Annotated in this window: 19 protein-coding genes; 13 read left to right on the top strand and 6 right to left on the bottom strand. The window is 36.9% G+C overall.

What is annotated here, in order from left to right:
• Positions 1-33 precede the first annotated feature (33 nt).
• The 6 genes from AMDU4_RS07040 (at position 34) to AMDU4_RS07015 (ending at position 7,896) form a co-directional block, all read left to right on the top strand.
• Positions 34-1,140, top strand: a complete 1,107-nt coding sequence (locus AMDU4_RS07040) for a radical SAM protein (protein WP_021787291.1) — start codon at positions 34-36, stop codon at positions 1,138-1,140.
• A 1-nt stretch (position 1,141) separates the two neighbouring features.
• Positions 1,142-1,870: an MqnA/MqnD/SBP family protein gene (locus AMDU4_RS07035; RefSeq protein ID WP_021787290.1), complete on the top strand. Its 729-nt coding sequence runs from the start codon at positions 1,142-1,144 to the stop codon at positions 1,868-1,870.
• Between the two features lie 237 nt (positions 1,871-2,107).
• Entirely contained in the window at positions 2,108-3,463 is a 1,356-nt protein-coding gene (gene tcuA / locus AMDU4_RS07030; protein WP_021787289.1) for an FAD-dependent tricarballylate dehydrogenase TcuA, read from the top strand.
• Positions 3,456-4,502, top strand: a complete 1,047-nt coding sequence (locus AMDU4_RS07025; RefSeq protein ID WP_021787288.1) for a citrate utilization protein B — start codon at positions 3,456-3,458, stop codon at positions 4,500-4,502. The genes tcuA and AMDU4_RS07025 overlap by 8 nt, the downstream gene beginning before the upstream one ends.
• A gap of 46 nt (positions 4,503-4,548) precedes the next feature.
• A complete protein-coding gene (locus AMDU4_RS07020; protein ID WP_021787287.1) occupies positions 4,549-5,646 on the top strand; it encodes a CofH family radical SAM protein in 1,098 nt (365 codons plus the stop codon).
• Positions 5,647-5,760: 114 nt separating this feature from the next.
• Positions 5,761-7,896 carry a helicase-associated domain-containing protein gene (locus AMDU4_RS07015; RefSeq protein ID WP_021787286.1) on the top strand — a complete coding sequence of 712 codons (2,136 nt, stop codon included), beginning with the start codon at positions 5,761-5,763 and terminating at the stop codon, positions 7,894-7,896.
• 38 nt (positions 7,897-7,934) lie between these two features.
• On the opposite strand, the gene AMDU4_RS07010 is transcribed toward AMDU4_RS07015, so the two are convergent.
• A complete protein-coding gene (locus tag AMDU4_RS07010; RefSeq protein ID WP_021787285.1) occupies positions 7,935-9,752 on the bottom strand; it encodes a helicase-associated domain-containing protein in 1,818 nt (605 codons plus the stop codon).
• A 261-nt stretch (positions 9,753-10,013) separates the two neighbouring features.
• On the opposite strand from AMDU4_RS07010, the gene AMDU4_RS07005 reads away from it, so the two are divergent.
• A complete protein-coding gene (locus AMDU4_RS07005; protein WP_021787284.1) occupies positions 10,014-11,018 on the top strand; it encodes an aldo/keto reductase in 1,005 nt (334 codons plus the stop codon).
• Between the two features lie 91 nt (positions 11,019-11,109).
• Here AMDU4_RS07005 and AMDU4_RS07000 read toward each other — a convergent pair whose 3' ends face one another.
• Positions 11,110-11,466 (bottom strand): glycosyl hydrolase-related protein, encoded by a 357-nt coding sequence (locus AMDU4_RS07000; RefSeq protein WP_021787283.1) that lies wholly within the window; start codon positions 11,464-11,466, stop codon positions 11,110-11,112.
• A gap of 491 nt (positions 11,467-11,957) precedes the next feature.
• Here AMDU4_RS07000 and AMDU4_RS06995 point away from each other — a divergent pair, with 491 nt between their 5' ends.
• Entirely contained in the window at positions 11,958-12,311 is a 354-nt protein-coding gene (locus AMDU4_RS06995) for a hypothetical protein (protein WP_290704502.1), read from the top strand.
• Between the two features lie 51 nt (positions 12,312-12,362).
• Complete coding sequence (locus AMDU4_RS06990) at positions 12,363-13,991, top strand: S26 family signal peptidase (protein ID WP_021787281.1); 1,629 nt, start codon at positions 12,363-12,365, stop codon at positions 13,989-13,991.
• A gap of 87 nt (positions 13,992-14,078) precedes the next feature.
• On the opposite strand, the gene glyA is transcribed toward AMDU4_RS06990, so the two are convergent.
• Entirely contained in the window at positions 14,079-15,380 is a 1,302-nt protein-coding gene (gene glyA / locus AMDU4_RS06985) for a serine hydroxymethyltransferase (protein ID WP_021787280.1), read from the bottom strand.
• 51 nt (positions 15,381-15,431) lie between these two features.
• A complete protein-coding gene (locus AMDU4_RS06980) occupies positions 15,432-16,760 on the bottom strand; it encodes a hypothetical protein (RefSeq protein ID WP_021787279.1) in 1,329 nt (442 codons plus the stop codon).
• 102 nt (positions 16,761-16,862) lie between these two features.
• Between AMDU4_RS06980 and AMDU4_RS06975 the strand changes: the two genes are divergently transcribed.
• The 4 genes from AMDU4_RS06975 to AMDU4_RS06960 are packed head-to-tail and all read left to right on the top strand — an operon-like array spanning position 16,863 to position 21,111.
• Complete coding sequence (locus tag AMDU4_RS06975) at positions 16,863-17,636, top strand: D-aminoacyl-tRNA deacylase (protein ID WP_021787278.1); 774 nt, start codon at positions 16,863-16,865, stop codon at positions 17,634-17,636.
• A 58-nt stretch (positions 17,637-17,694) separates the two neighbouring features.
• Positions 17,695-18,630 (top strand): pyridoxal-phosphate dependent enzyme, encoded by a 936-nt coding sequence (locus AMDU4_RS06970; protein ID WP_021787277.1) that lies wholly within the window; start codon positions 17,695-17,697, stop codon positions 18,628-18,630.
• Positions 18,630-19,658: a DUF1611 domain-containing protein gene (locus tag AMDU4_RS06965; RefSeq protein WP_021787276.1), complete on the top strand. Its 1,029-nt coding sequence runs from the start codon at positions 18,630-18,632 to the stop codon at positions 19,656-19,658. Before AMDU4_RS06970 ends, AMDU4_RS06965 begins: the two co-directional genes overlap by 1 nt.
• A 37-nt stretch (positions 19,659-19,695) precedes the next feature.
• Positions 19,696-21,111, top strand: a complete 1,416-nt coding sequence (locus AMDU4_RS06960; RefSeq protein ID WP_021787275.1) for a hypothetical protein — start codon at positions 19,696-19,698, stop codon at positions 21,109-21,111.
• Here the strand turns inward: AMDU4_RS06960 and AMDU4_RS06955 are convergent.
• Entirely contained in the window at positions 21,102-21,635 is a 534-nt protein-coding gene (locus AMDU4_RS06955) for a DUF367 family protein (RefSeq protein WP_290704500.1), read from the bottom strand. The genes AMDU4_RS06960 and AMDU4_RS06955 overlap by 10 nt on opposite strands.
• 397 nt (positions 21,636-22,032) lie before the next feature.
• A partial coding sequence (locus tag AMDU4_RS06950) for a hypothetical protein (RefSeq protein ID WP_290704497.1) occupies positions 22,033-22,608 on the bottom strand: 576 nt, incomplete at its 5' end.

Raw genomic sequence — 22,608 nt, 5'->3', positions numbered from 1 at the left:
ATAATTATTTATTTTTAGTCACGATATGATTCTATGTCAATGGCTTATAGTAAGGATTACTGGTATGATTACCTCAAAGATAAGGAGATAAAGGAGAAAGATGCCCGTGAACTGCTTAATCTGGATATTTATTCATTAATGTCCCTTGGTGATTCACTCACATCATTGGAAGTTGGAGACAAAGTTTCATATGCTGTCTCATACAACATCAATTATTCCAATTATTGCACGGCCTCATGTCCCATATGCGCATATTATGTTCCATACAAAATAAAAAAACACAACCCTGAAAAAGGCTTTGAGCTCTCCGTGGAAGATGTCCATAAAGAAGCAATGAAGGCAAAGGATCTAAATGTAACCGAAATACATATAGTGGGCGGATTCAATCCTGATTTAAGTATAGAATACTATGAAGATATTTTCAGGGAAGTCAAGAAAGTTCTCCCTGATATTACACTGAAAACATTCACAATACCGGAAATAGATTTCATTGCAAGAACTACAGGAAACTCAATTCCAGAGATTATAGAGAGATTCAGGAATGCGGGGATGGATGCACATACAGGTGGTGGAGCTGAGATATTCAATGAAAAGGTCAGGGAACAGATAACAACGCCTGAAAAAATATCTGGGGAAAAGTGGCTAGAAGATGCAAAGCTCATACACAGCCTTGGGGTAAAAGGAAATTCCACAATGACCTACGGTACAGTGGAAGACTATGATGACATAATAAACCATATGATAAGGCTAAGGGATAACGAGCTTGAACAGCCCGGGTTCCTGTCATTTATTCCATTAAAGTTCAGCATAGAAAATACACCACTGTACAAAATGGGAAAGATAAGGATGGCTGCCTCAGGAGACAAGGATATCAGGGTCTATGCACTTGCAAGGGCAATTCTTGGCAAATCCATAAGAAATGTGAGCGTATACTGGGTTGCCCTGGGTAAAGAACTGGCACAGGTTGCCCTAATGTCCGGTGGCAGCGACCTTGTTGGCACTGCCTTCAGTGAGAAAGTCTTCGGTGCAACAAACAGGCATACTTCCGGAAGCGTGGAGGAACTTAATCATCTTATAGAGGAAATTGGAAAGATCCCGGCACTCAGGGATACGTTCTATAACATAAAGGAGTACTACTGATATGATAGGACTTATCAATATTTCACACTCTGACCCGCTCAGCATGACATTTTCACAAGAAGAAATAGTAAGGAAAAGTGCTGCCGACAATTATGTTTATTTGAAAAAAGGAAAAACTGAAATAGGCATGATATCGCTTGTTACCTACCTGAAAAATAAGGATACCTTGAATATCGTAAAAACTATGAACATACATACAAGGGCAAACAGCATCTCAGCCATACTTGTTTCCAGATTCAATCATATTAAAAATAATATTAAAGTGAATGTAACATCACTGACAAAAACTAGTGAATTTTATATGAAATTAGTACTTGAAAAAATTGGTATATCATATGAAATAAATGAATCAGAATATAGTGACTGTGAAAATCTTCTTGAAAACGCCGATTATGCCCTTGTAATAGGTGATGATGCAATTAGGGCTTATTCAGGTTATGCTAACATACTTATGGATGTGGGCCTTGAGTTCTCAAAACTATATGGACTGGAGCCGGTTTACGCCGTTTCAGCAACTCGAAGTGATATAGAAATCAGTGAGACCAGGATTAAAGATTTAAATCGGCATATAAAAGATTCCAGAAACTATATTTCAGAATGCGTTGAAAAAAACTATTTAAAATTCCATGTAAAGAGAGAACTCATGGAGGAATATTACAGGGTTATGGACTACTCCTTCACTGATAGCGTCATGAAAACCATTGAATTTGTAGAGAGTTTAATGGACTGAAAAATTTTATGGCTTTTGAAACTATATGTACATTTTGTCAATTGCGGTTACAAGTGTATTATGCAAACACACAGCCATACTAGCGTATTGGTGAGAAAACAGGGCAAAAAGGATCCTGGATGGGTAGCTATTTTTTCATTCCACCGTACTGGATGCCCAATACAGCACAAAAACTAACTCAATTCTGAAATACTGTGCAAATCGATAATGATATTAGGAAACAGGCAATAATAATAGGTGCATCAAAAAGTTATCATTGTTGGTGGTGGCAATGCCGCCCTTAGTGGTGCCATAGAATGTGAAGAAAGAGGCGATGACGTAACTTTATTTGAAACGTCCACAGCGGCATTGAGAGGTGGCAATTCCAAATATACACGAGATATTAGATATGCGCATGAAGAAGATGAATTTACAGCGGGTGGATACACAAAGGATGAATTGCGGAAAGATCTACTGGGTGTGTCTGGAGGGTTTGATAATCCTGAAGTTGCAGAACTTGTTATTGATAGGTCACAAGAGATGGCGGAATGGATGCGAAAGCATAATATAACTTTCAAAAAAGAAATTAGAGGTACTTTAAGCCTATCAAGAACCAACGCATTTTTTATGGGAGGAGGACGAGTTTTAGTAGATACCTATTATAAGTTAATAAAAAGATTACATGTTAAAATATTCTATGAGGCACCTATTGTCTCTATCAGCATAGCTAATGGCGTAGTAAATGGTATTACTGCCATGATAGACAATAGAGAAAAACAGTTCACTGCAGACAGGTACATTTTCGCTTCGGGAGGATATGAAGCAAATAAACAGTGGCTTTCAAAATTTTGGGGTGAGAGTGTTAAGAATATTAAAATCAGAGGATCCAGATATAATACTGGAATTCCACTCAGATCACTGATTGAAAACGGTGCATTAATGTGCGGATCAGAGAAAGCCGGGCATATGGTCGCCGTTGACACAAGGAGTCCTGAATTCGATGCTGGCATCGTTAGCAGGATTGATGCTATTCCCTGGGGAATAGTGATAAATAAAAATGTAGAGAGATTCTATGATGAGGGTGAAGATATCTGGCCTAAGCGATATGCCATATGGGGAAGACTCGTGGCAGAACAGGATTCTCAGTTGGCTTATGCCATTATTGACAATAAATCAATTGGAAAATTCATGCCCACGGCATATCCATCCATAGATGCATATTCAATAGACGAACTCGCAGATAATATTGGCTTAAAAGCTCAAGATTTGTCCCATTTGATCTCTGACTTCAACGGAGGCATTGTAAAAAAAGATGATGATGTTTTCAACTGGTCAAATCACAAATTGGCAATTCCAAAGTCCCACTGGGCCGTTCCTATTAATACCCCGCCCTATCATGCATACCCGCTATCGCCTGGCCTCACATTCACGTATCAGGGCATACGGATTAACCGGACAGGGAGAGTTGTTCTGAAGGACGGTGAACTAGAAAATGGATTTGCAGCTGGTGAAATTGCATCCGGGAATGTATTGCGATCTGGCTACCTTGCTGGTTTTGGGTTAACTATTGGTACCACTCTTGGCAGACTTGCAGGCGGGTGGGAAAATGATTGAAGGAAATAATTCTACTCCAGAGGCAATAAGGCAGATGTCAATTTGCAATGCATGTCGTTACTGTGAGGGATATTGTGCTGTCTGGGATGCCATAGAATTCAAGCCTGTATTGAATAAAGGTTATATTTCACATCTTGCCAATCTGTGCCATGATTGTAGAGATTGTTTTTATGCATGCCCTTATAACGACCCTGATCATGAATTTAAGCTCAATATCCCCAGGGTTTTAGGACAAGTCCAAGTAGAGACCTATTATGCAAACATCAGGCCAAAATTTATGAAATTCGCTCTGGAAAGGCCTATTTTATTTACATCCCTTTCTGCCTTCATTGCAGTTATCTTAGTTATGGTCTATTCATCACTGTTATTTGGATTAAACAAAATATCCACCCTTCCAATGACTACTATTATTCCTGTTTCTCTTTTTAAACCGGCCACAATAGCAATATATCTTTACACTCTGGTAATCTGGTCCTGGGAAGCGCTTTCATACTGGTCTGAAATCAATGAGGGGAAACGTTTTACCGCTTCCGGAGTCATGAGGGGAGTGTATGATGCTTTCTTTTATAGAAATTTCCTCGGTGGTGGAACGGGTTGCAAGGTTCCGGGGGAGAATAATAAATACTTCCGTTTAACCGCACACTCTCTAGTTTTTTTTGGCTTTATCGTTGCCTTGATCTCAATTTCATTCTACCCGAATATTTTTGGATATGTTGGAATTACATATTTCCTTGGGTCCCTCGCAATATCCATAGGTACTGTTGCATTAATTTATATCCACATAACAGAAGATAGAGGCTCAAGAAGCCAGAAACAGTCATCTCTGGATTATGCTTTCACAGTCCTGTTATTTTTTGCTGGTATAACTGGTCTCTTGATTCCCATATCGACTGGTACGAACTGGTTTAACTGGAATTTTTTAATACATGACGCTCTGATAGCTGTTGTATTTCTGATTGCTCCTTTTTCGAAGTTCATACACCCGGTTTTTAGGCTTATATCTTTAATCAAATACAGATCTGATTCATATAGACTGTAAAAATTATTTTTGGATACATATTTATTTTAGAAAGTGATAATATATTATGATTTCTTATGGTTACCTGGACAGCATCGAAAGCAAGATAAAAGAGGGGGAAACGCTGGATGAGAACGAAATAGTTTCCCTCTATGATTCTACAAGCCTCAGAGATCTTGGAAGGCTTGCAAGGGGAATAACTGATAAAATTTCAGGAAATAGAGTATCCTTTGTTTCCAACCTGATCTTAAATTATACAAACATCTGCAATGTGCACTGCCATTTCTGTGCCTTTTACAGGACACAGGGGGATAACGATGCATATACACTTTCTATAGATGATGTGATAAAGGAGATAAAAACATATTATGAACCATATGGAATAAGGCAGCTTCTTATACAGGGCGGAGTCAATTCTTTCCTTGACCTTGATTACTATACCGACCTTTTCAGGAGAATAAAAAAAGAGTTTCCTGGCCTGGGAATACACGGGCTGTCAACTTCTGAATTACACTTCATATCTGCCAAGGCACATATTCCCATAAAAGATTTACTCATAAAATTGAGGGAAAGCGGTCTTGAAACAATACCTGGCGCCGGCGGTGAAATTCTTGACGGAAGTGTCAGGAAAAGGATGGGAAGGCCAGAAGCCAGCGGAAGACAGTGGCTGGAGATTATGGAAGAGGCACACAAGCTTGGAATACATACATCTGCAACTATGATGTTTGGCCATCTGGAAACATCTCTTGACAAGGCGCATCACCTACTTTCCATACTTGAATTGCAGAAAAAATATCATGGATTTCTATCCTTTACACCGTGGAATTTCGAGCCGGGCAATACAGAACTTGCAAAGGAAGGCTATAAATATAGATCCGGAGGGGTATCGGTACTGAAGAATATAGCAATAGCCAGGATAGTGTTCAACAATGAATTGCCAGTAATACAGAGTTCGTGGCTTACAAACGGTATGCAGATGGCTCAGATGGCAATATTATTTGGCGCAAATGACTGGGGAGGAACCATATACGATGAAAAAGTCATACCTGCAACGGGAAAGCAGGTGGGCAACCTGAGGAAGGAATATATAATAAATTCAATTAAACAGATTAATATGGTTCCCATTGAAAGAGACAATATGTATAACCCTGTGAAAACATATTGACATGGATTGAAATATCTCTTATTAAAAGTATGACCATTAAAACTTTTTATTTTTTCGATCCATATTATAATTAAATTTATAAATACAAACAATCTATCCATTCGGTGACTTAAATTGACTTCTGATGAGAATCTTTATGCATATACAATCTCGACGATATTAAATAATGTTGATAAAGACTATCAACAGTTTATTATAAGCGAATTATCAAAACAGACGCAACAGAAAATACCTCGTGGAAAATCTTTTTCCGAAAACATAGAAAAAATAAAGGACATTCTGACAAATGAAAAATATTTTCTTGAGAGATTCTATTCACTTAGCAAGGATGCACAGGGATTCTGCAGGTCTCTTTATTTAATGGGGCGGGTAGGGATACCTTTGAAAGACCCGGAAAAAGAAGCTGAATATAAAATTAATAAAGAGGTTTCTGAATGTCTTGACAAACTTATGGTCTTTGCCATTCCATCCAGAAGCAATCCGGAAGCCTTGATCATGCCTGTTGATTATGCAATGATAAGCAGTTTTCAATGGCCTACCAATGATAATCTTTTACTGGTGTTTCCACTCAGAAATTACCCCATATCCTTTTTAAACATAATTGCAAAATTTTATGGCGTGAAGTATGGTGCACACAAAAACCTTGTTGCAACTGAAATTTACAGTAATATAATGAAGAACATTCAGGAAACAATAAGGAATATGAGCAAAAAGGAAAGGGAAATCATAGACTATATAATGCTCAGTGATGGTGTAACTTTGTTTGAGAGTCTAATTAAGCACTTCGATATGAAAAAGCAGTCTTCCTATTTCTATGGACTTAGCTTCGATAGCATTTTTTCACCTATCTCTTACTACAATGGGGAACCATTAATATCAGTAATGACGAAGGGGCTTGTTTACTGTGCCAAGGGGTTGTATTACAATGAAATAGAATATGTATTTATCCCGGATGAAATTGCAAGTGAAATCAGAAATATAAACAGGCAGGAAAAAAAGCCCTCAGATACTGGTAAAAAACAGGAACCTGAAATTCTTCCCTCCGATCTGAATAACTATGGGGTCGATTACGCATCAGAGATGAAAAAAATATTCATTGCACTTCACTATCTTGAAAGCAGATCAAAGAGGCGCTCTGGCGAAGCCCTTGAAAAATTTCTTTCAATCCCCTTAGCTGATATTGAGATAACATTAGAACATTCAAAAATAGAGGGCTGGATAATTGGAAAAAATTCAAATCTGTCCATTACTGAGGAGGGATTAAAATTCATAGAAGATAGAAATTTCCCTTCAAAACTCAAGCGGGAGATATTTGACCGGCATATATTCTCTGGATTAAAAAAAGGGTCGTATCAGGGTGAGGGGGCAAATAGCATGAGAACATTTTTCCTCGAGGTTCTTTATCAGTTGAAGTCTCCTGCAAGGATTGTGGATATGGCAGATGAAATGAAATTAGACGAAAACTTTTTCCGTCTTAGAAGGAAATTAAGAGTTTCAGTGATCGAAAGCGGGAGATTAGGTATTTATTCGGATTCTCCCGAGAAACTTAACCAGGCTATGGAAAGCCAGCTGTTTGAAATAATACTTCAAGCGGCTTATTTCCTCAAGATTTATGGGCTCATAAAACTGTCATCGCAGGATATCACCACAACGACATACATATTTCCAGAACAGGAATACATAGACATATTTAATAGGGAAGGGATAGTTGATTATAAAAATGTGGAAAAAAATACCGCAAAACCTTTGAAGGTACTTCCAAATAATGAAATACTCATCAACATAGATGCTGATTTCGTTGATTTTAAGACACTTTCCGATTTTTCTGAACTCATAAGTGCCGATATATTATGCACATTTAGAATAACAAAATCCTCTCTTTCTGTTTATCTCAATAAATCCGGCAAACTTGAAGATATAATATCTTTCATGGAAAAGAAGAGTTCTGTTCCAATTCCAGACACAGTTCGTCACCTTATAAATGACATGGAAAAGAAAGAAAATGAGATAAGCATAAGGAAATGCCAGGCTGTTTTACAGGTAAGTGATAGAACAGTTATTGATGGAATAATGAGAATTAAGGGTATATCTGATATGGTAGAAACGCGTATTTCACCTGAAATCCTGGTTATAAAGGAAGGAGTGAGCCTTTACAAGTTTGTAACTGAGATAAGAAAGAAGGGTTATATAATTCCCATGTCAATTGAAAAAGAGAAAAATAGAACACGCTCCACGTGGTCAAGATATTGAATACTGTAACCCTGGTGCTCCTTTTACCTGGAATTAATCTAATTCTCATCTGTGGCCGAGTAAAGATTCCTCAGCAGATCACCGTGTTCCAATATATTGTATTTGTATCCCCTTTCTGTGAGGAACATCTGGCGCCTCATTGAAAAATCCTGGTCAACAGTATCCTTTGTAACAATGGAATAAAAGTTAGCCGATACACCAGATGATTTTGGCCGCAAAAGCCTTCCGAGCCGCTGGGCTTCTTCCTGCCTGGATCCAAATGTTCCTGAAACCTGTATAGCCACATTGGCATCGGGCAGATCTATTGCGTAATTCGCTACCTTTGACACTACAAGTATTTTTTCCGAGCCTTCCCTGAAATTCGAATAAAGTTTTTCTCTCATTGAATTTCTCATTTTTCCTGTGATCAGTGGAGCATTGAGGTTAGAAGCAATGGCCTCCAGCTGTTCTATGTAATCCCCTATAATGAGAACTGAATCATCGCCGGAAAGCCGTGAAAGAATAGATTTGAGGGCGTCAAGCTTTGTTGGGTTTTCTGCTGCAATCCTGTACTTGACCCTTGGTGGTGCAACAGCATATTGAATCTTGAGATCCTCACTGGGAAAATTAACTCTCACCTCATGGCAGAATGCAGTTGCTATCCACCCCTGCCTTTCGAGGTCTTTCCACGGTGCATCGTATTTTTTCGGTCCTATGAGCGAAAATGCATCTTCCTCTCTGCCATCCTCCCTGATAAGTGTGGCAGTGAGCCCAAGCCTTTTCTTTGCCTGTATCTCCGTTGTTATACGGAATACAGGTGCTGGGAGAAGATGAACCTCATCATATATGATAAGCCCCCAGTTTCTGGCCCTGAATATTTCAAGATGGGGATATCGCCCCAGATTGAACGACTGCTCCTCCGTAAAATTTCCCGGTGACTCAGCGTCCGGGTCCTGTGTCCCATCCCCATCGGCATTTTTTTTTCTTGGCGAATATGTAAGTGTCTGATATGTTGTAACGGTAACTGGCAGAATTTCCTTATTATCTCCAGTATATTCACCCACAGTCCCGGGAGAAAGGCTAGTCTTGTCAAATAGTTCTGAAATCCACTGTCTTACAGCTACAGTTCCAGTGGTTATTATAAGGGTATTCTCTTTAATTCTGTTCATCACAGTCATCCCCACAACTGTCTTTCCAGACCCGCTTGGAAGTACAATTATGCCACTTTTGTTTCCATGCATAAAAGATTCCATGGCCTCTTTCTGATATGGCCTTATTGAAAGCTCTTTACCCTTCAATGTTACCTTTCTCAGGTCGAAAACAATAGGATCCCCTGGGAGATAACCGACCATGTCTTCCACTGGATATCCAATCTTGATCATTGCCTGTTTGAGTCTCCCCCTGTATATTGATCTCAATTCAAGGCATGAGGGTGAAATTTGGGAAGTTATATACTGTGCAATAGATTTCCTGCTCAAAAGTTCCTGGATTAGCGTGTCATCGTCCGATACAAGATATATGGAATCGGGGATTTTATCAATATGATCCGTTTCTTCCGGCTCCTCCCAATTTCGAACCAGTTTGACCTTGCCATATCTGCTGTACCAGTCTCTGATATTTATTTCTATATTTGGAGGAATACTGTACTTTGAATAATTAATCAGCACATCCATGATATCGTCCAGTGAAATTCTGGATGAAGCAGCGTTCCAAATTGCAAGGGGTGTTATTCTATATGTATGGACATGTTCGGGGGATTTGATAAGCTCTGAAAATCTAAGAATACTGTCCCTGCATAAATGATCCGGGTCGTGTTCTACCTCCAGGAATATGGTTCCATCGCCCTGCACAATCAAGGGCTTCTGTTCAGCGGACATATCTGGTATCCCTCCTATATAACATTAGTTTCAATTGCTAGCATGTATATAAACATTTTACTTTAATAAAATTGTAAAATTTCGCTGATAATTTGAAAATTGGAAATATTCTGATATAATTGCCTCAAGTAGAAACCATACTATTCCAAAGTTAAAATGAATACCAATAAGATTGCTAAAACCCCTATTCAGCAAAAATTAGCAAAGAGTTGAAAATACTATTAATGCAAAAATTTATGAAACATACTAAACTTGACATTAATGGAATACAAACACATAGGAGGAATGGAAGTTTCACAATTTGCACTGGGGACATGGCATCTTCCTCCCTCCGATAAGAAGTATCCGGATGGAGTACTGTACGTTGATGTTGAAAAGTCCAGTAAAATATTCAAAAAAGCAATGGATCTTGGAATAAATTTCTTTGATACGGCAAACACCTACCATGGAACCATAAGCGAAACACACCTTCATCCTGAAAAGTCTGGAAACGCAGAAAGGATACTGGGATATTTTCTGAAGGGTTATGAGAGGGAATCCTTCGTCGTTGCAACAAAGGTAAGGGCAGAGGTGGCCAGGTTCCATAATGGAGGTGGCCTTTCCAGAAAACATATATCATGGCAGATCAGGGAAAGCCTATCAAGACTACAGACTTCCTATGTTGACCTGTACCAGATTCACTGGCAGGATCCATATACTTCTCCCACAGAAACAATGGATATACTGAATGATCTTGTACACAGGGGATTTGTACATTATATTGGTACAAGCAACCACCCAGCTGCAGTGACTAGTGAAATGTTGAAAGTTGCCGGTGAACGGGGATGGGAAAGCTTTGTAACGATGCAGGAATCCTATAACCTCATAAACCGCAATTTTGAGGTTGAGAAGGCAGATATTGCAAAAAAGAATTCAATGACGCTCCTCGCTTATGTGCCACTGGCAGAAGGCATACTTTCAGGAAAATACTCCGGCGGAATCAGGGAAGGTACCCGGGGCAGTTATATAGAAGGTTTTAAGGAAAGTGTGGATAAATCAAGGGATGCGGTGGAAAAGTTTCTGGAACTGGCAAAAGAAATGGATTTGAAGCCCACACAACTGGCTCTTGGGTGGATACTCAAAATGCAGGACAAGCTTGGGATAAACATCATACCAGTACTTGGAGCCACTGACGTTTCCCATCTTGAGGACAATGTAATGGCCCTTGATGTTAAGATCCCTGATCACGTCTTCAAGGAACTGAACGCACTGGTTAAGGTTCAATGACACTCTGTGCCAGTGACACATTTCCAACTTAAATTTATTTTATTTCTCCATTATCTCTCTGGATATCAGCAGGATACTTTTTGACTCCTTCTCAGATCTCAATGTTCAGTGTTACAATCTCATTAGCTTTTATATTTCCTATTATCCTGAAACCTTCAAGAGAAAGATTCCTGTATGGGTTATCCACAGGCTGTTCAAGAAGATCAGTTTCTATCACTTTTCTGTATTTCCAGGTAACAGAAATCTCGAATTCATTGTCGTGTCTGTCTAGATTAACTATCCTCAATACTTGGTTCCCTGAATCTTCTGCTTTTTTGATTGAACCTAAAATAGTCTGATGGTATTTCATATTACCATTATTCTGAAATGATGCAATATGTTCACCACCCATGACGAGCATGTTTTCTACAGTTTTGTTACCTGCCAATTTCCTTACGTTTCTTCTCATCGGATGAATAAACGTTAAGAGTTTTTCTATATATTTCCAATAAATTCCGTACTTCTTTAACTTTCATTGTTAACAATATATATTATATGAAGGTTAAATTTCATTAATAATTTATTATAGACTTTACGTAATATCTAACTGACAGGGCTCAGATATTGATAGAAGAGAGAATGTTTGCAGCATAGAATAACATTAAATCGTACAATAGACATCTAGATTTGCCCTATGGCAATTATATGATGACTGTGAAATAATTATTTTGTACATCATTTCTTATTGGAAATACCGGGTTCTAAAGAGTACATGTTGTATGTAGTAATTGGCGTTTTATGAGAGGGAACCTTATTAGACTGTTGAGATGTATAAAAGCAGAGAAACACTTAATCTTCAGAAACACGAAAATTATGCATGTTAATGTGCGTCAATCCATGGATAACTGCCATAGGATTTGCCGAAATATATATATATATACTTGGGGTATTATTATTTATATGGATAGCAGATTTACCATTGGATTAGATAAAAAAGTGGTGTATTTTACACTGTCCTTATTTATTGCTGGTTTGTCATTGATTTTGATTACCACCAACTTTGGCGTAAGTCTTGGAGGTAGTGCAATAATAATAGCATACTCAAAGGGGTTAATAAGTTTTCATTCGGCAGCTTTGGGGTTAACAGCTCTATTTGGTAATTCGGGATTAGCTGTAACTATATTAAGTAAGATTACTGTAGGGAATGTATTAGGAGAGGCTGCAGCTGAAGGAATAGCCGACGAAACAATACTAGCATGGTTAGGGCCTTGGGGGTTAGTGATTCTTGCCAGCGTAATAATTACATCTTTATAATGTAATTGCGGAAGTTAGTTTAATATCAATAATAAAAATCTCTTGATTATAATGTCAGTAAAAGCATACACATTGATATCATTTATAGCTAAATATTTTTCTGTATTATTTTTCACTCTTATTACTCTGGAATATTTGTCTATTTTTCCTATAATATACTTAAACCAACTTCTTAGATATTCAGTAACAGGAGTGATAATGCTTTCCTTATTTGCATTAATAAATAGCAGGGAATACTTTAAAAAAACAAATCATTTTAACTTGAAAATGGTATTATTGTATTCCCTTTTTGATTTAACTTTCATAATCCAGTTAATTCTGATTATTAAATCAAAAAATGGTCATGAAGTTAATTCATCATTTACTAATAAAATATTTTTAATAGGAATCTCAATTTTCCTTCTATTCTTTATTTCATATGCGTTATTTAGCTTAATAGTATTCCATTACCCATTTATATTGAATCAAATATTAAAGGAAAATGGCAATTTTCCGACGAACCCTAATATAAAAACTGATACTTCAATTATAATAATCAGGAATTTAATATTCCTTGCAGAGATATATTTAGGGTCCTTTTTATTTTTAATTCCAACCATCGGTGTTATTATCAGTGACAGTTTAATAACCACGCCTATTTTCATGCATCTAATAATAACAGGTAAACTAAGTATCATATTGCCGCAACTTATACTTGAAATACTGGGTACTGCTATTGCCTCAGGAACCGCATTCCTAATATTTTATATTATGATTAACTCGGTAATAAATAAAAATAGAAATATACATTATTTTCATGAAAAAAATTATTCGGTAAAACTAACAATATTGGGATTTTTATTGTCGATTTATGCATTCCTAGTAGCATGGCCTATTGAGATTAATTTGGTTGTAAATCATAGTGTGATCTGGTATCATGCTGTTTATCTATTTGATTTTATTATGGTCATGGTATATATTGCATTTTTTTATAATGTAATATTGAAAAAAATTTTTCAATTTGATGAATTGGTATTTTCGTCATTGGGTGCTGGAGTTGTGTTATTTATTGTAATCGCTGGCAGTGGAAACATAACAATTGATGAAATATTTTATCTGGTTTTTATTTCTACAATAGCATTAGCCTATCCCATAATGATAATTATGAAAAATATTAGATCGTCTTATTATAAAAATACTAAACTAAAGCCATTATATGACTATCTTGATGATAATAGTTTAATGATGACACAAACAATTGGGAATAGCATGAAACCTGAATTGTATGCGAATGATTACATAATTGTTAAGTTAATAGACTCAAATTATGTTTATAATGCAGGAGATATAATAACCTATGAACCATCGATACTTTATAATGCTATACCCAAAGGCAGATTTGTGACACATAGAATAGTTGGATTTAAAAAAAATAGAATATTAACCAAAGGTGATAATAACCGTTTAGTAGACCCACCAATAAAACCTCTTCAAATTTATGGCATAGCAATAGCAAAATATTATTCAAAAATTTCTGCATTTGAAAAATTAAGAAATGATGACAACACAGAGATTATCATTAAAAATTTAAATAATAAATTTAATAGTAATTATATGAAATTTGGTAGGTGTAATATTATTTATCGATTTTTTATTCCAGTTTTAATTTCATTTGTAATTGCATCAATGTTTTTATTGTAAGCATTTGCGTATGTTTAAAACTATTATTGTAAAGAACAAAAATGATATTTTCTATGTAATTTAATAAAAAATAAAATCAGATAAAACTTATTTAAAAAGTTCAATGTACTGGTATGGCCTGAATTTCCCAAAGCAGTACTTTACCTCATCAAACTGTGATTTGAACTCTCTGACCTTTTCTCTCATTTTTTCCGGGTCCTTTTTCTTTATTATTATATCACTAATTAGTTCGGCAACGTATTTTATGTCCGATTCCTTGAAGCCGATTCTTGTGACCTCCTGTGTTCCTATCCTTATTCCGCTAGGATTCATTGATTTCTTGTTGTCATCAAGTGGCAAAAGATTTTTGTTCAGAACTATGTTGCAACTTTCCAGTTTCTCAGCAACTTCCTTTCCGCCACCATTACTGGAAACATCTATTGCCAGTGTATGTGATTTTGTGTACCCGTTCTTTTCTCCCAGAACCTTGAAACCGTAGCTGCTCAATTCCGATCCCAGTATCTGGGCATTCGTTATGATCTGTTTTGCGTATGATTCACCGAATTCAAGATGCTCTGCAAGTGTGACTCCCAATGCGGCCATTGCATTAAGATGATGATTGCTTAATGTTCCCGGAAATACGCCCCGCTGAACTTTTTTCCATTTTTCCTCATCTGTTTCCCCAACTATTATGCCATGCTGTGGGCCAGGAAGTGTCTTATGAGTACTCCCGGTAATTATCTGCGCCCCTTCTCTCAATGGATCCTGGAACTGCCTGCCAGCTATCAAACCGAGTACATGTGCGGCATCATAAACCACTGTAGCACCTATTTCATCAAGGGTTTCACGGAGTTCCTTAAGTGGAGTGGGAAAAAGGAATACAGATTGACCGAACCATGCAAGCTTGGGCTTTACCTCCTTAAGCAACTTTATTGTCCCGTCCACGTCTATGTTCATTTCATCCACATCAAATGGGTAATTACGTGTCTTAAGCCCTCTGAAACCCACTGCTCCGAATGGTGCCGAGCTTATATGGCCTCCCCCTGAAAGGGCAGGTGTCGTTATTGTCTCTCCGGGCTTCGTAAAGGCGTACAGAACTGCCATGTTGGAGTTTGTTCCTGAAAGCGGCCTTGGATCCACGTATTTTGCATTGAAAAGCGCTCTGCCCAGATCCGTTACCTTGTCCTCTATAATATCCACTATCTGGTTTCCCTGGTAATATCTTTTATGTGGCAATCCCTCAGCATACCTGAATCCAAGGTCGGTAAGGAGCATTTCCATGGCCATGGGGCTCATTATGTTCTCTGAAGCTATAAGTGGAATGCTTTCCTCAAAAAATTTATTATGCTTCCTGGCCAGTTCTCTAATAAAAAGTGCATCTTCAAGAAATTCATCACTTCTATTTAACATTAAATAGATAATATAAAAAGGTATATTTACCTTTAGTTTAAATTATAAAAATTATTTCTTTTTCTTGATAACATATGCAGCAACACCGATCAGTGCCAGTACCGCTATGATGCCTCCTCCTATGTAATACTCCGTGTAGCTACTGTTCTTGAAAGGTTCATTTGATACCACCATAGTATGGTTCGAAAAATGGGGTATGTACATAAATACATACATTCCTGAAGATGTGTTTGTGTATGAATAATAGGCATGTGTAGTACTTGTTTCATTAACAAGAGCGGACATGGTAACATAGGTTGCAATCTTTCCATCAAATTTGACATATGCATGTCCAGTGTTCTTTGTCATATTATTGCCTATGAATACTGCCACTATGGTATGGTGGTTAACACTAGAGTTTACATCAAAGGAATTCGTTGAGCTTGTGTGGCCTGTGTACATGAAGTGTATGGAAGAGTTGTAATTGATTGTACTGTTTGCAATCGTTCCATTAACATAGTTTAAAGCTATTTGTGATGATATTTTCCCCTTCATGATATTGTTAATTACCATACTGTTGTTGGACGTTTTCTGAAGTCCGGGTGGAACTACCATGTTGACGAGAACTGGTCCATGTGAAGCGGTGGAATTTATTATTATTTCGTTCTTTGTTATTTTAAAATTCCCGTTATGCACGAACAGCATTGCAACTGTCCCATTGTTGTCTATCATTATCATCTTCCTTCCAGCATTTACAACGTTATTGAAATTGATCATTGTATGATCTGCGAAGTTTGCATTTTTGAATACTGATGCGTTTGCCTGTTCATTCATATTCATATCTGCTGATGCACTGGCCTGAAAGTTATCTGTTGTGTTGTATATGTGTGCGGTGGATGGAACATATAGATACAGGGTTCCATTGTTTACCATCATATTGCTCTGAAGGGCGGGATTATTGTGCATTACAAAGAATGATGTTGTGTTTACGTACAGAAACATGCTTCCAAATGCGCTTGCATTAATGGACGGAGTGTGGCTAGAACCAATGAATGGGAAGTTTAAACCTGTTATTGAGGTCCCGTTAGCATACATTTTGCTTATTATAGTTGTAGATGTAAGGTTATATGTCACGTTTGAGAATACTCCTGTTGTGCTGTTGAAATTTGCAGTGAGGTATTTTCCCGTTATATTCCCGGTCGTTGTGTTATATGAAAGCCGTGCCCCATAATTGTGCATGTGCTGAAAATGGTTATTTATGCTTCCACTTAGATTCATACCAAAATTAGCCGACGTCCCAGAAGGAGCCACTTGGTTTCCTGAACTCAGGGGTACCATTGCTGATACCGATAAGACTATCACCAGTGTTGTTATAATTGCTATTAGAGCTTTGTATCTCATAAAAACCTCACTGAAATTTAAGTATTTAATTATTACTTCTACAAAAAATAATACATAAAAATGGCATAATAAATATTATAATGGATTTTTTAATGGCAGTATATGATTTTGCTTATCGCCTCGAAGAAAGATGGATCAAGCATGGAAATGGCGTCCAAATTACTGGAGATATATAGCTTTAAAAAGATAAATGACAGTCTTTATGAATATAAAAATTATAATTTAAAATTTATTGATATTCTTCATATATATCAGAACATGGAAAACCTGGGCGATGATGTTGAAAAGGTAATTTTTCTGTCAAAGCATTCATCCCAGGCCGATGTAAAATCATTGACTGTACACCCTATAGGGAATTTCAGGAAGGCAGAACTTGGAGGGCATGACAATGCAATAGTTCCTTCAGATCCGGTAGGCATGGGTTCCTCATTAAGATTTATAAAAGCCAATTATTCCGGAGATTATTTTGAAATTACATTTGAAGCCACACACCACGGCCCATATATGGAGAAACCTGCATATTTTATAGAGATCGGCACAAGCGAAAAGGAATGGAAGCAGCCAGGCATAGCCGATCTAATGGTAAAATCCATAATTGAGGGGGAGAAGAAGGACTTTGGAAACTTTGTGGGAGTTGGTGGAGGTCATTATGCACCTAAACTCAGCAGCTATTTCTTTGAAAATCAGATAAACATAGGGCATATTATACCGAAATACGTGCATGGAATTATTTCAGAATTTGAAGTTGAAAACGCTGTGAAGAAAACACCTGAATGCAAAGGGTTTCTGATGGACGCACATGGTACGAAGGGAAGGGCAAAGGATATGATTGCCAGAATAGCCGATACATATGGCCTTGAGATATTGAAAATCTGATATATAAATGCCCAATGTTTATATATGAATTTTAGCTATTACTCTATTAGTGAAAAAAATGGAAATAGAATCAGAAGACAAGCCACCAGGTAGTCCCTTAATCAGGGATTTTGACATGGGAAATTACCTCGGAAGAAGCAATTTTTTTATAAAATATGAGGGCGCAAACCCCACGGGAACACAGAAGGACAGAATTTCCAGGAAACATGTTGAAAATGCCATAGAACATGGATATACTGAGATTTCAGTGGCAACATGCGGGAATTATGGAGCCTCAATAGCCTATTATGCACGGGCAATGGGAATAAGGGCCATAGTAGGAATACCTTCAGATTATTCAAATTCAAGACATGCGGAAATTGCAGCCTACGGTGCAGATATAATAGAAAAACCATTAAAATATGAGGAAATAGTTGAATATATAAGGGATGAGGCAAACAAAAATAACTGGTATGATGCAAGTCCTGGATCACCCAATAAAAGCATAGATGTTTCTGGATACAGTGAAATTTCATATGAAATTTACAACCAGCTTGGTTTTGCTCCTGACTATGTATCTGTTCCTGTGGGCAACGGTACAACATTTTACGGCATATATTATGGATTTCAAAAATTATACAGGGAAAGAAGAACAGACAAAATACCAAAATTCATTGCAGCCAGCACAGTTGCCGGAAACCCTGTTATATATTCCTACATAAATAGATTCAGGAATATAGTTGAACTTGACCAGGAAAAAATAGTTGAAACATATGTTAATGAACCATTGATAGCCTACAGGTCATACGATGGGCAGAAGGCACTGGAGGCACTGTATAAAACACATGGAAAGGCGTTATATGTTTCTGACAATGATATGATAAAATTATCGGATGGTTTCAGGAAGATAGATAATTTATCCGTCCTGCCGGCATCCGCCTCTGCTGCTGTAGCAGCCCTGAAATTTGCGGGGAATAACACCTGTGTCGTTGTATTAACTGGAAGTGATAAATAATGGAAAAGGCAGTAGTACTTTCTGAGGGCTGTTTTGCCACCACCTATGGAAAAACGGCCAATGGGCTTGTAAGATACAGTAAAAAATATGAGATTATCGCAGTCATAGACTCCAGGTACTATGGAATGGATGCAGGGTATGTCCTTATGGGAAGGCAGAATGGCATCAGGATAATCAGTACTGTGCAGGAGGCAAAAACAATGGGTGCCACAACCCTTATAATAGGCGTTGCCACGGATGGGGGTTATCTTCCGGTGGAATACAGGAAATACGTCTCTGAAGCCATTGAAAACGGAATGAACATAGTAAACGGGCTCCATCAGTACATAAGCAATGACAGTGAATTCAAGAGGCTTGCAAAACAGTACAGTGTGGATATAACCGATGTCAGGAAGATTTTTAATAGTTATGAATACTCATTCACGGGAAAGATAGAAGAGGTGAAGTCCAAAAAAATTGCAGTGCTTGGAACAGACAGTGCCATTGGCAAAAGGACAACAGCAATATATCTCAATGATGCCATAAACAGGCAGAAAAAACATTCTGAACTCATAGGCACCGGGCAAACATCATGGATGCAGGGATTTCCATATACAGTTGTAATGGATTCTATCATAAATGATTTTGTTGCAGGTTCACTTGAATATATAACATATAAGGCATGGCAGGAGAAACATCCTGAATATATGTTCCTGGAGGGACAGGGATCTATTCTGCACCCTGCATATCCTGGAGGATTTGAGATAATAGGGGCCATGCGTCCTGATGCCATAATACTTCAGCATGCACCTAAAAGGAGATTTTACGATGGATTCCCGGAATACCCAATTGAGCCTCTGGAGAAATATATAAAAGTCCTTGAACTGGTTTCAAACAAGAAGGTCATAGCAATATCCCTAAATACAGAAAATATGGAAAAATCAGAAATAGGGCAGGAGAAAACAAGGCTGGAGAAGAAATACAACATACCTGTATTTGACCCACTCCAGGAATTTGAAAGTATCACAGGAGTTATAACAGATTTATGAACCTTTATTGCATTATCTATTGAAGCGGTGCCGGAACATGTACATTGACAGTGTGATTTCATTCGATAATATTGAAGTAAATATAGCGGGCATTGAAAAAAGAAGAATAATCGGAAACATAAAATTTGATGATTTTTCATACAGATTGATTTTTACATATGCCGAAGATATTGATGTGGACAGGAATATAGCAGGGCTAATACTTACCATGCCTGTCATAAATTTCACCTATTTCTCAAGGAAGATCACATTGAATTTTCCCGTATCAGACAATGATATTGAGCTGATAAAAAATTTTATGAAAATAAATGCCCATGAAGTGTTTATAAATAAGATAATAAACAGGAGATATGACTACATAAAACCAGAATTTATACCATCTGAGGAGGATATCAATAGTGCCAATGCAGATGGTGTAACGGAACTTGTTTGCCCTGAGAAATATAATGGTGAAAACCACTGGAATACTTTCAGGGACAGGGTAGCCATCATGTCTTCTGGGGGCAAGGAAAGTCTCTTGGCCTTCGGAATTTTCAATGAAATAAACAGGCCAGAGAATAATTATTCCTTCTATTTTGAGGAATCCGGTTCCCACTGGCTCACTGCAAAAACGGCCTACGATTATTACAGGGAAAATTTCAAGAATGCAATGAAGGTATGGTCCAATACAGACCGCTTCTACCATGAAATGCTTAAGCACATAAAAATAGTAAATTTGGAAAAGATAGACATACTATCCGATGATTACCCGATTCAGGTTTTCATTTTTCCTGTATACATATTTTTATTGCTGCCGCTGCTCAAAAAATATTCCATTGGAAATATCATCATGGGTGATGAGTTTGATGATCCACGGGAAATGACAGATTATAAAGGCCTGAAATATTACTATGGAATCTTTGACCAGACCTATGATTTCAATAATATGCTTTCCATTTACTTCAGAAATAAGGGCATAAATGCCGAGGTATATTCCATAGTTTATCCAGTCACAGGATACCTGGAGGAGAAAATACTCATGGAACGGTACAGATATTTATTCCTGCGGCAAAGGTCATGCCATTCATGCCATGAAAAGAATGGGACAATATACCCCTGCGGAAAATGCTCTAAATGCCTTGGCATATTGTTGTTCATTGAGGCTTCTGGTGGAAAGCCCCAGGACATACTGTATTCAGACAATGATATAAAACTCCTGAAAAATAGAATTTCAAAGGCCAGGCTCCGGCTTGACCCCGATGAAAGAATTTATGCTGAATCACGTATTGGCCTTTATTCAGGAAATAGTGAAAATGTGGAACACGTTGCCGGATTGCATATTATGCCATATGAAAATTTCCTTATGTCAATAATGCCGGATAATTTTAGAGAACCCATTAAAAAAATATTTTCAGAATATGCTTGTGGAACATATGAGTTGAAAGATGGACAGTGGAAAGCTGTTCAGAAATAGTAACCCTGGATCCTTATACAATCACTGTCACAGGTACATTTCATATAGTCATTCAAGGGTTCAATGTTTGTCTTTATAAAATTCTGTGCCCATGAATACTTTGAAATTACATCTTCTGCAAGTTCTGAGTACCCCATGATATAGAGGGCTGCAGCCAGGGCCTCCAGTGAGGATAATTTTCCAGGCTTCCCATAATTTACAGGATTAACAGGAAGAAGGAGAGGCAATTTTTTCCCGTTTTTGCCCTTAAGGTTTTCTATTGTGTTTATCCTGTTCCATGATCCATCAACAACAACAAGTCCCTTTTCCTCGAACAATTTTCTGTGGGAATTGACCAGAAAACTGTCAGAATAGGGCGTAAGGTAAAGTTTGTTATATATTTTATTTAATGGTATTTGAATGGCCAGCCCATATCTTTCCAGCTTTTTCATGGTTGATTTCTTTGGGTCATCCTGACTGAGGTACACGTAAAAAATTGTTCCCATATAATCTATAAGCATCCATGAAAATATAAAAGTTGGCATAACTGAAAACATATGGCCGGTTTAAATATTGTTTTTCAGGTTATGCAGGCAAACCATATGAAATCTGATGTAAATAGCCTAATAACAGTGAATCTACTGACATTTCAGTGAACCCTGAGTTAAACTTTAGATTGCCGCTGTGGAAGTATATTGCTTTTCTAAAATCTTCTCTATTATGGTATCCACAAGCCATCTTTTGAATAGCTGCTATCGAATTTCCTGTAAATTTATTATATTATCGTGTAAAAATGCATCGTTTACGTTATTTCATCATATAACCATACATAAAGAACTATATAGATGAGCGGAAAGAAGATAGTGTGTAAATTCATCTGGAGACGTGGAAATAAAATTATTTGAGGTGAAAAATTAATATTTCTTGCATTAAAAAATAAAATTACTTAAAATTATAAAGTATTTTCCACTTAAAATACATAAATAACATAAGAGCAAGTATTATAAAAACTATAAATAATAACGGCATAAAAATTAAATTAGATATATTGTATCCTGCTTTAAAATGTAATAATAACTGAAAATAATAAAAAAATGGAAATAATTTTAATACTGTTTTTATTGATATGCTGCTAAGTGCAATAACTAATATTATTAAATAGTAGAATATTGTAATGATTTCAGATAATATATTAAATCTTGACAATGTAACTGATATAAGCCCTATGGATATTATTGAAAATATTATATAAAATGAATTAAAAATTAGTAATTCCAGCACTTTAATATTCATATACCCTATAATAAAAAATGATGTTATAGAGCCAAAAATCAATATAATTATATCCATAATTATGAAGATCACTAATTTAGAAAATACATAGTTTAATGTAGAAAATGGATACGTGATATATGTTTTAATTAATTTGCTATCCTGGTCATTCTTTACACTTTCAATAAATGCTATTGACATTATTAATCCAATAAACACAAAGGAAACTAGTGATAAATTAAGAAA

Source organism: Ferroplasma sp. Type II (genome assembly GCF_000496155.1).
The sequence above is the reverse complement of the archived record's forward strand: the minus strand, read 5'-3'. Positions and strand labels throughout refer to the sequence as shown.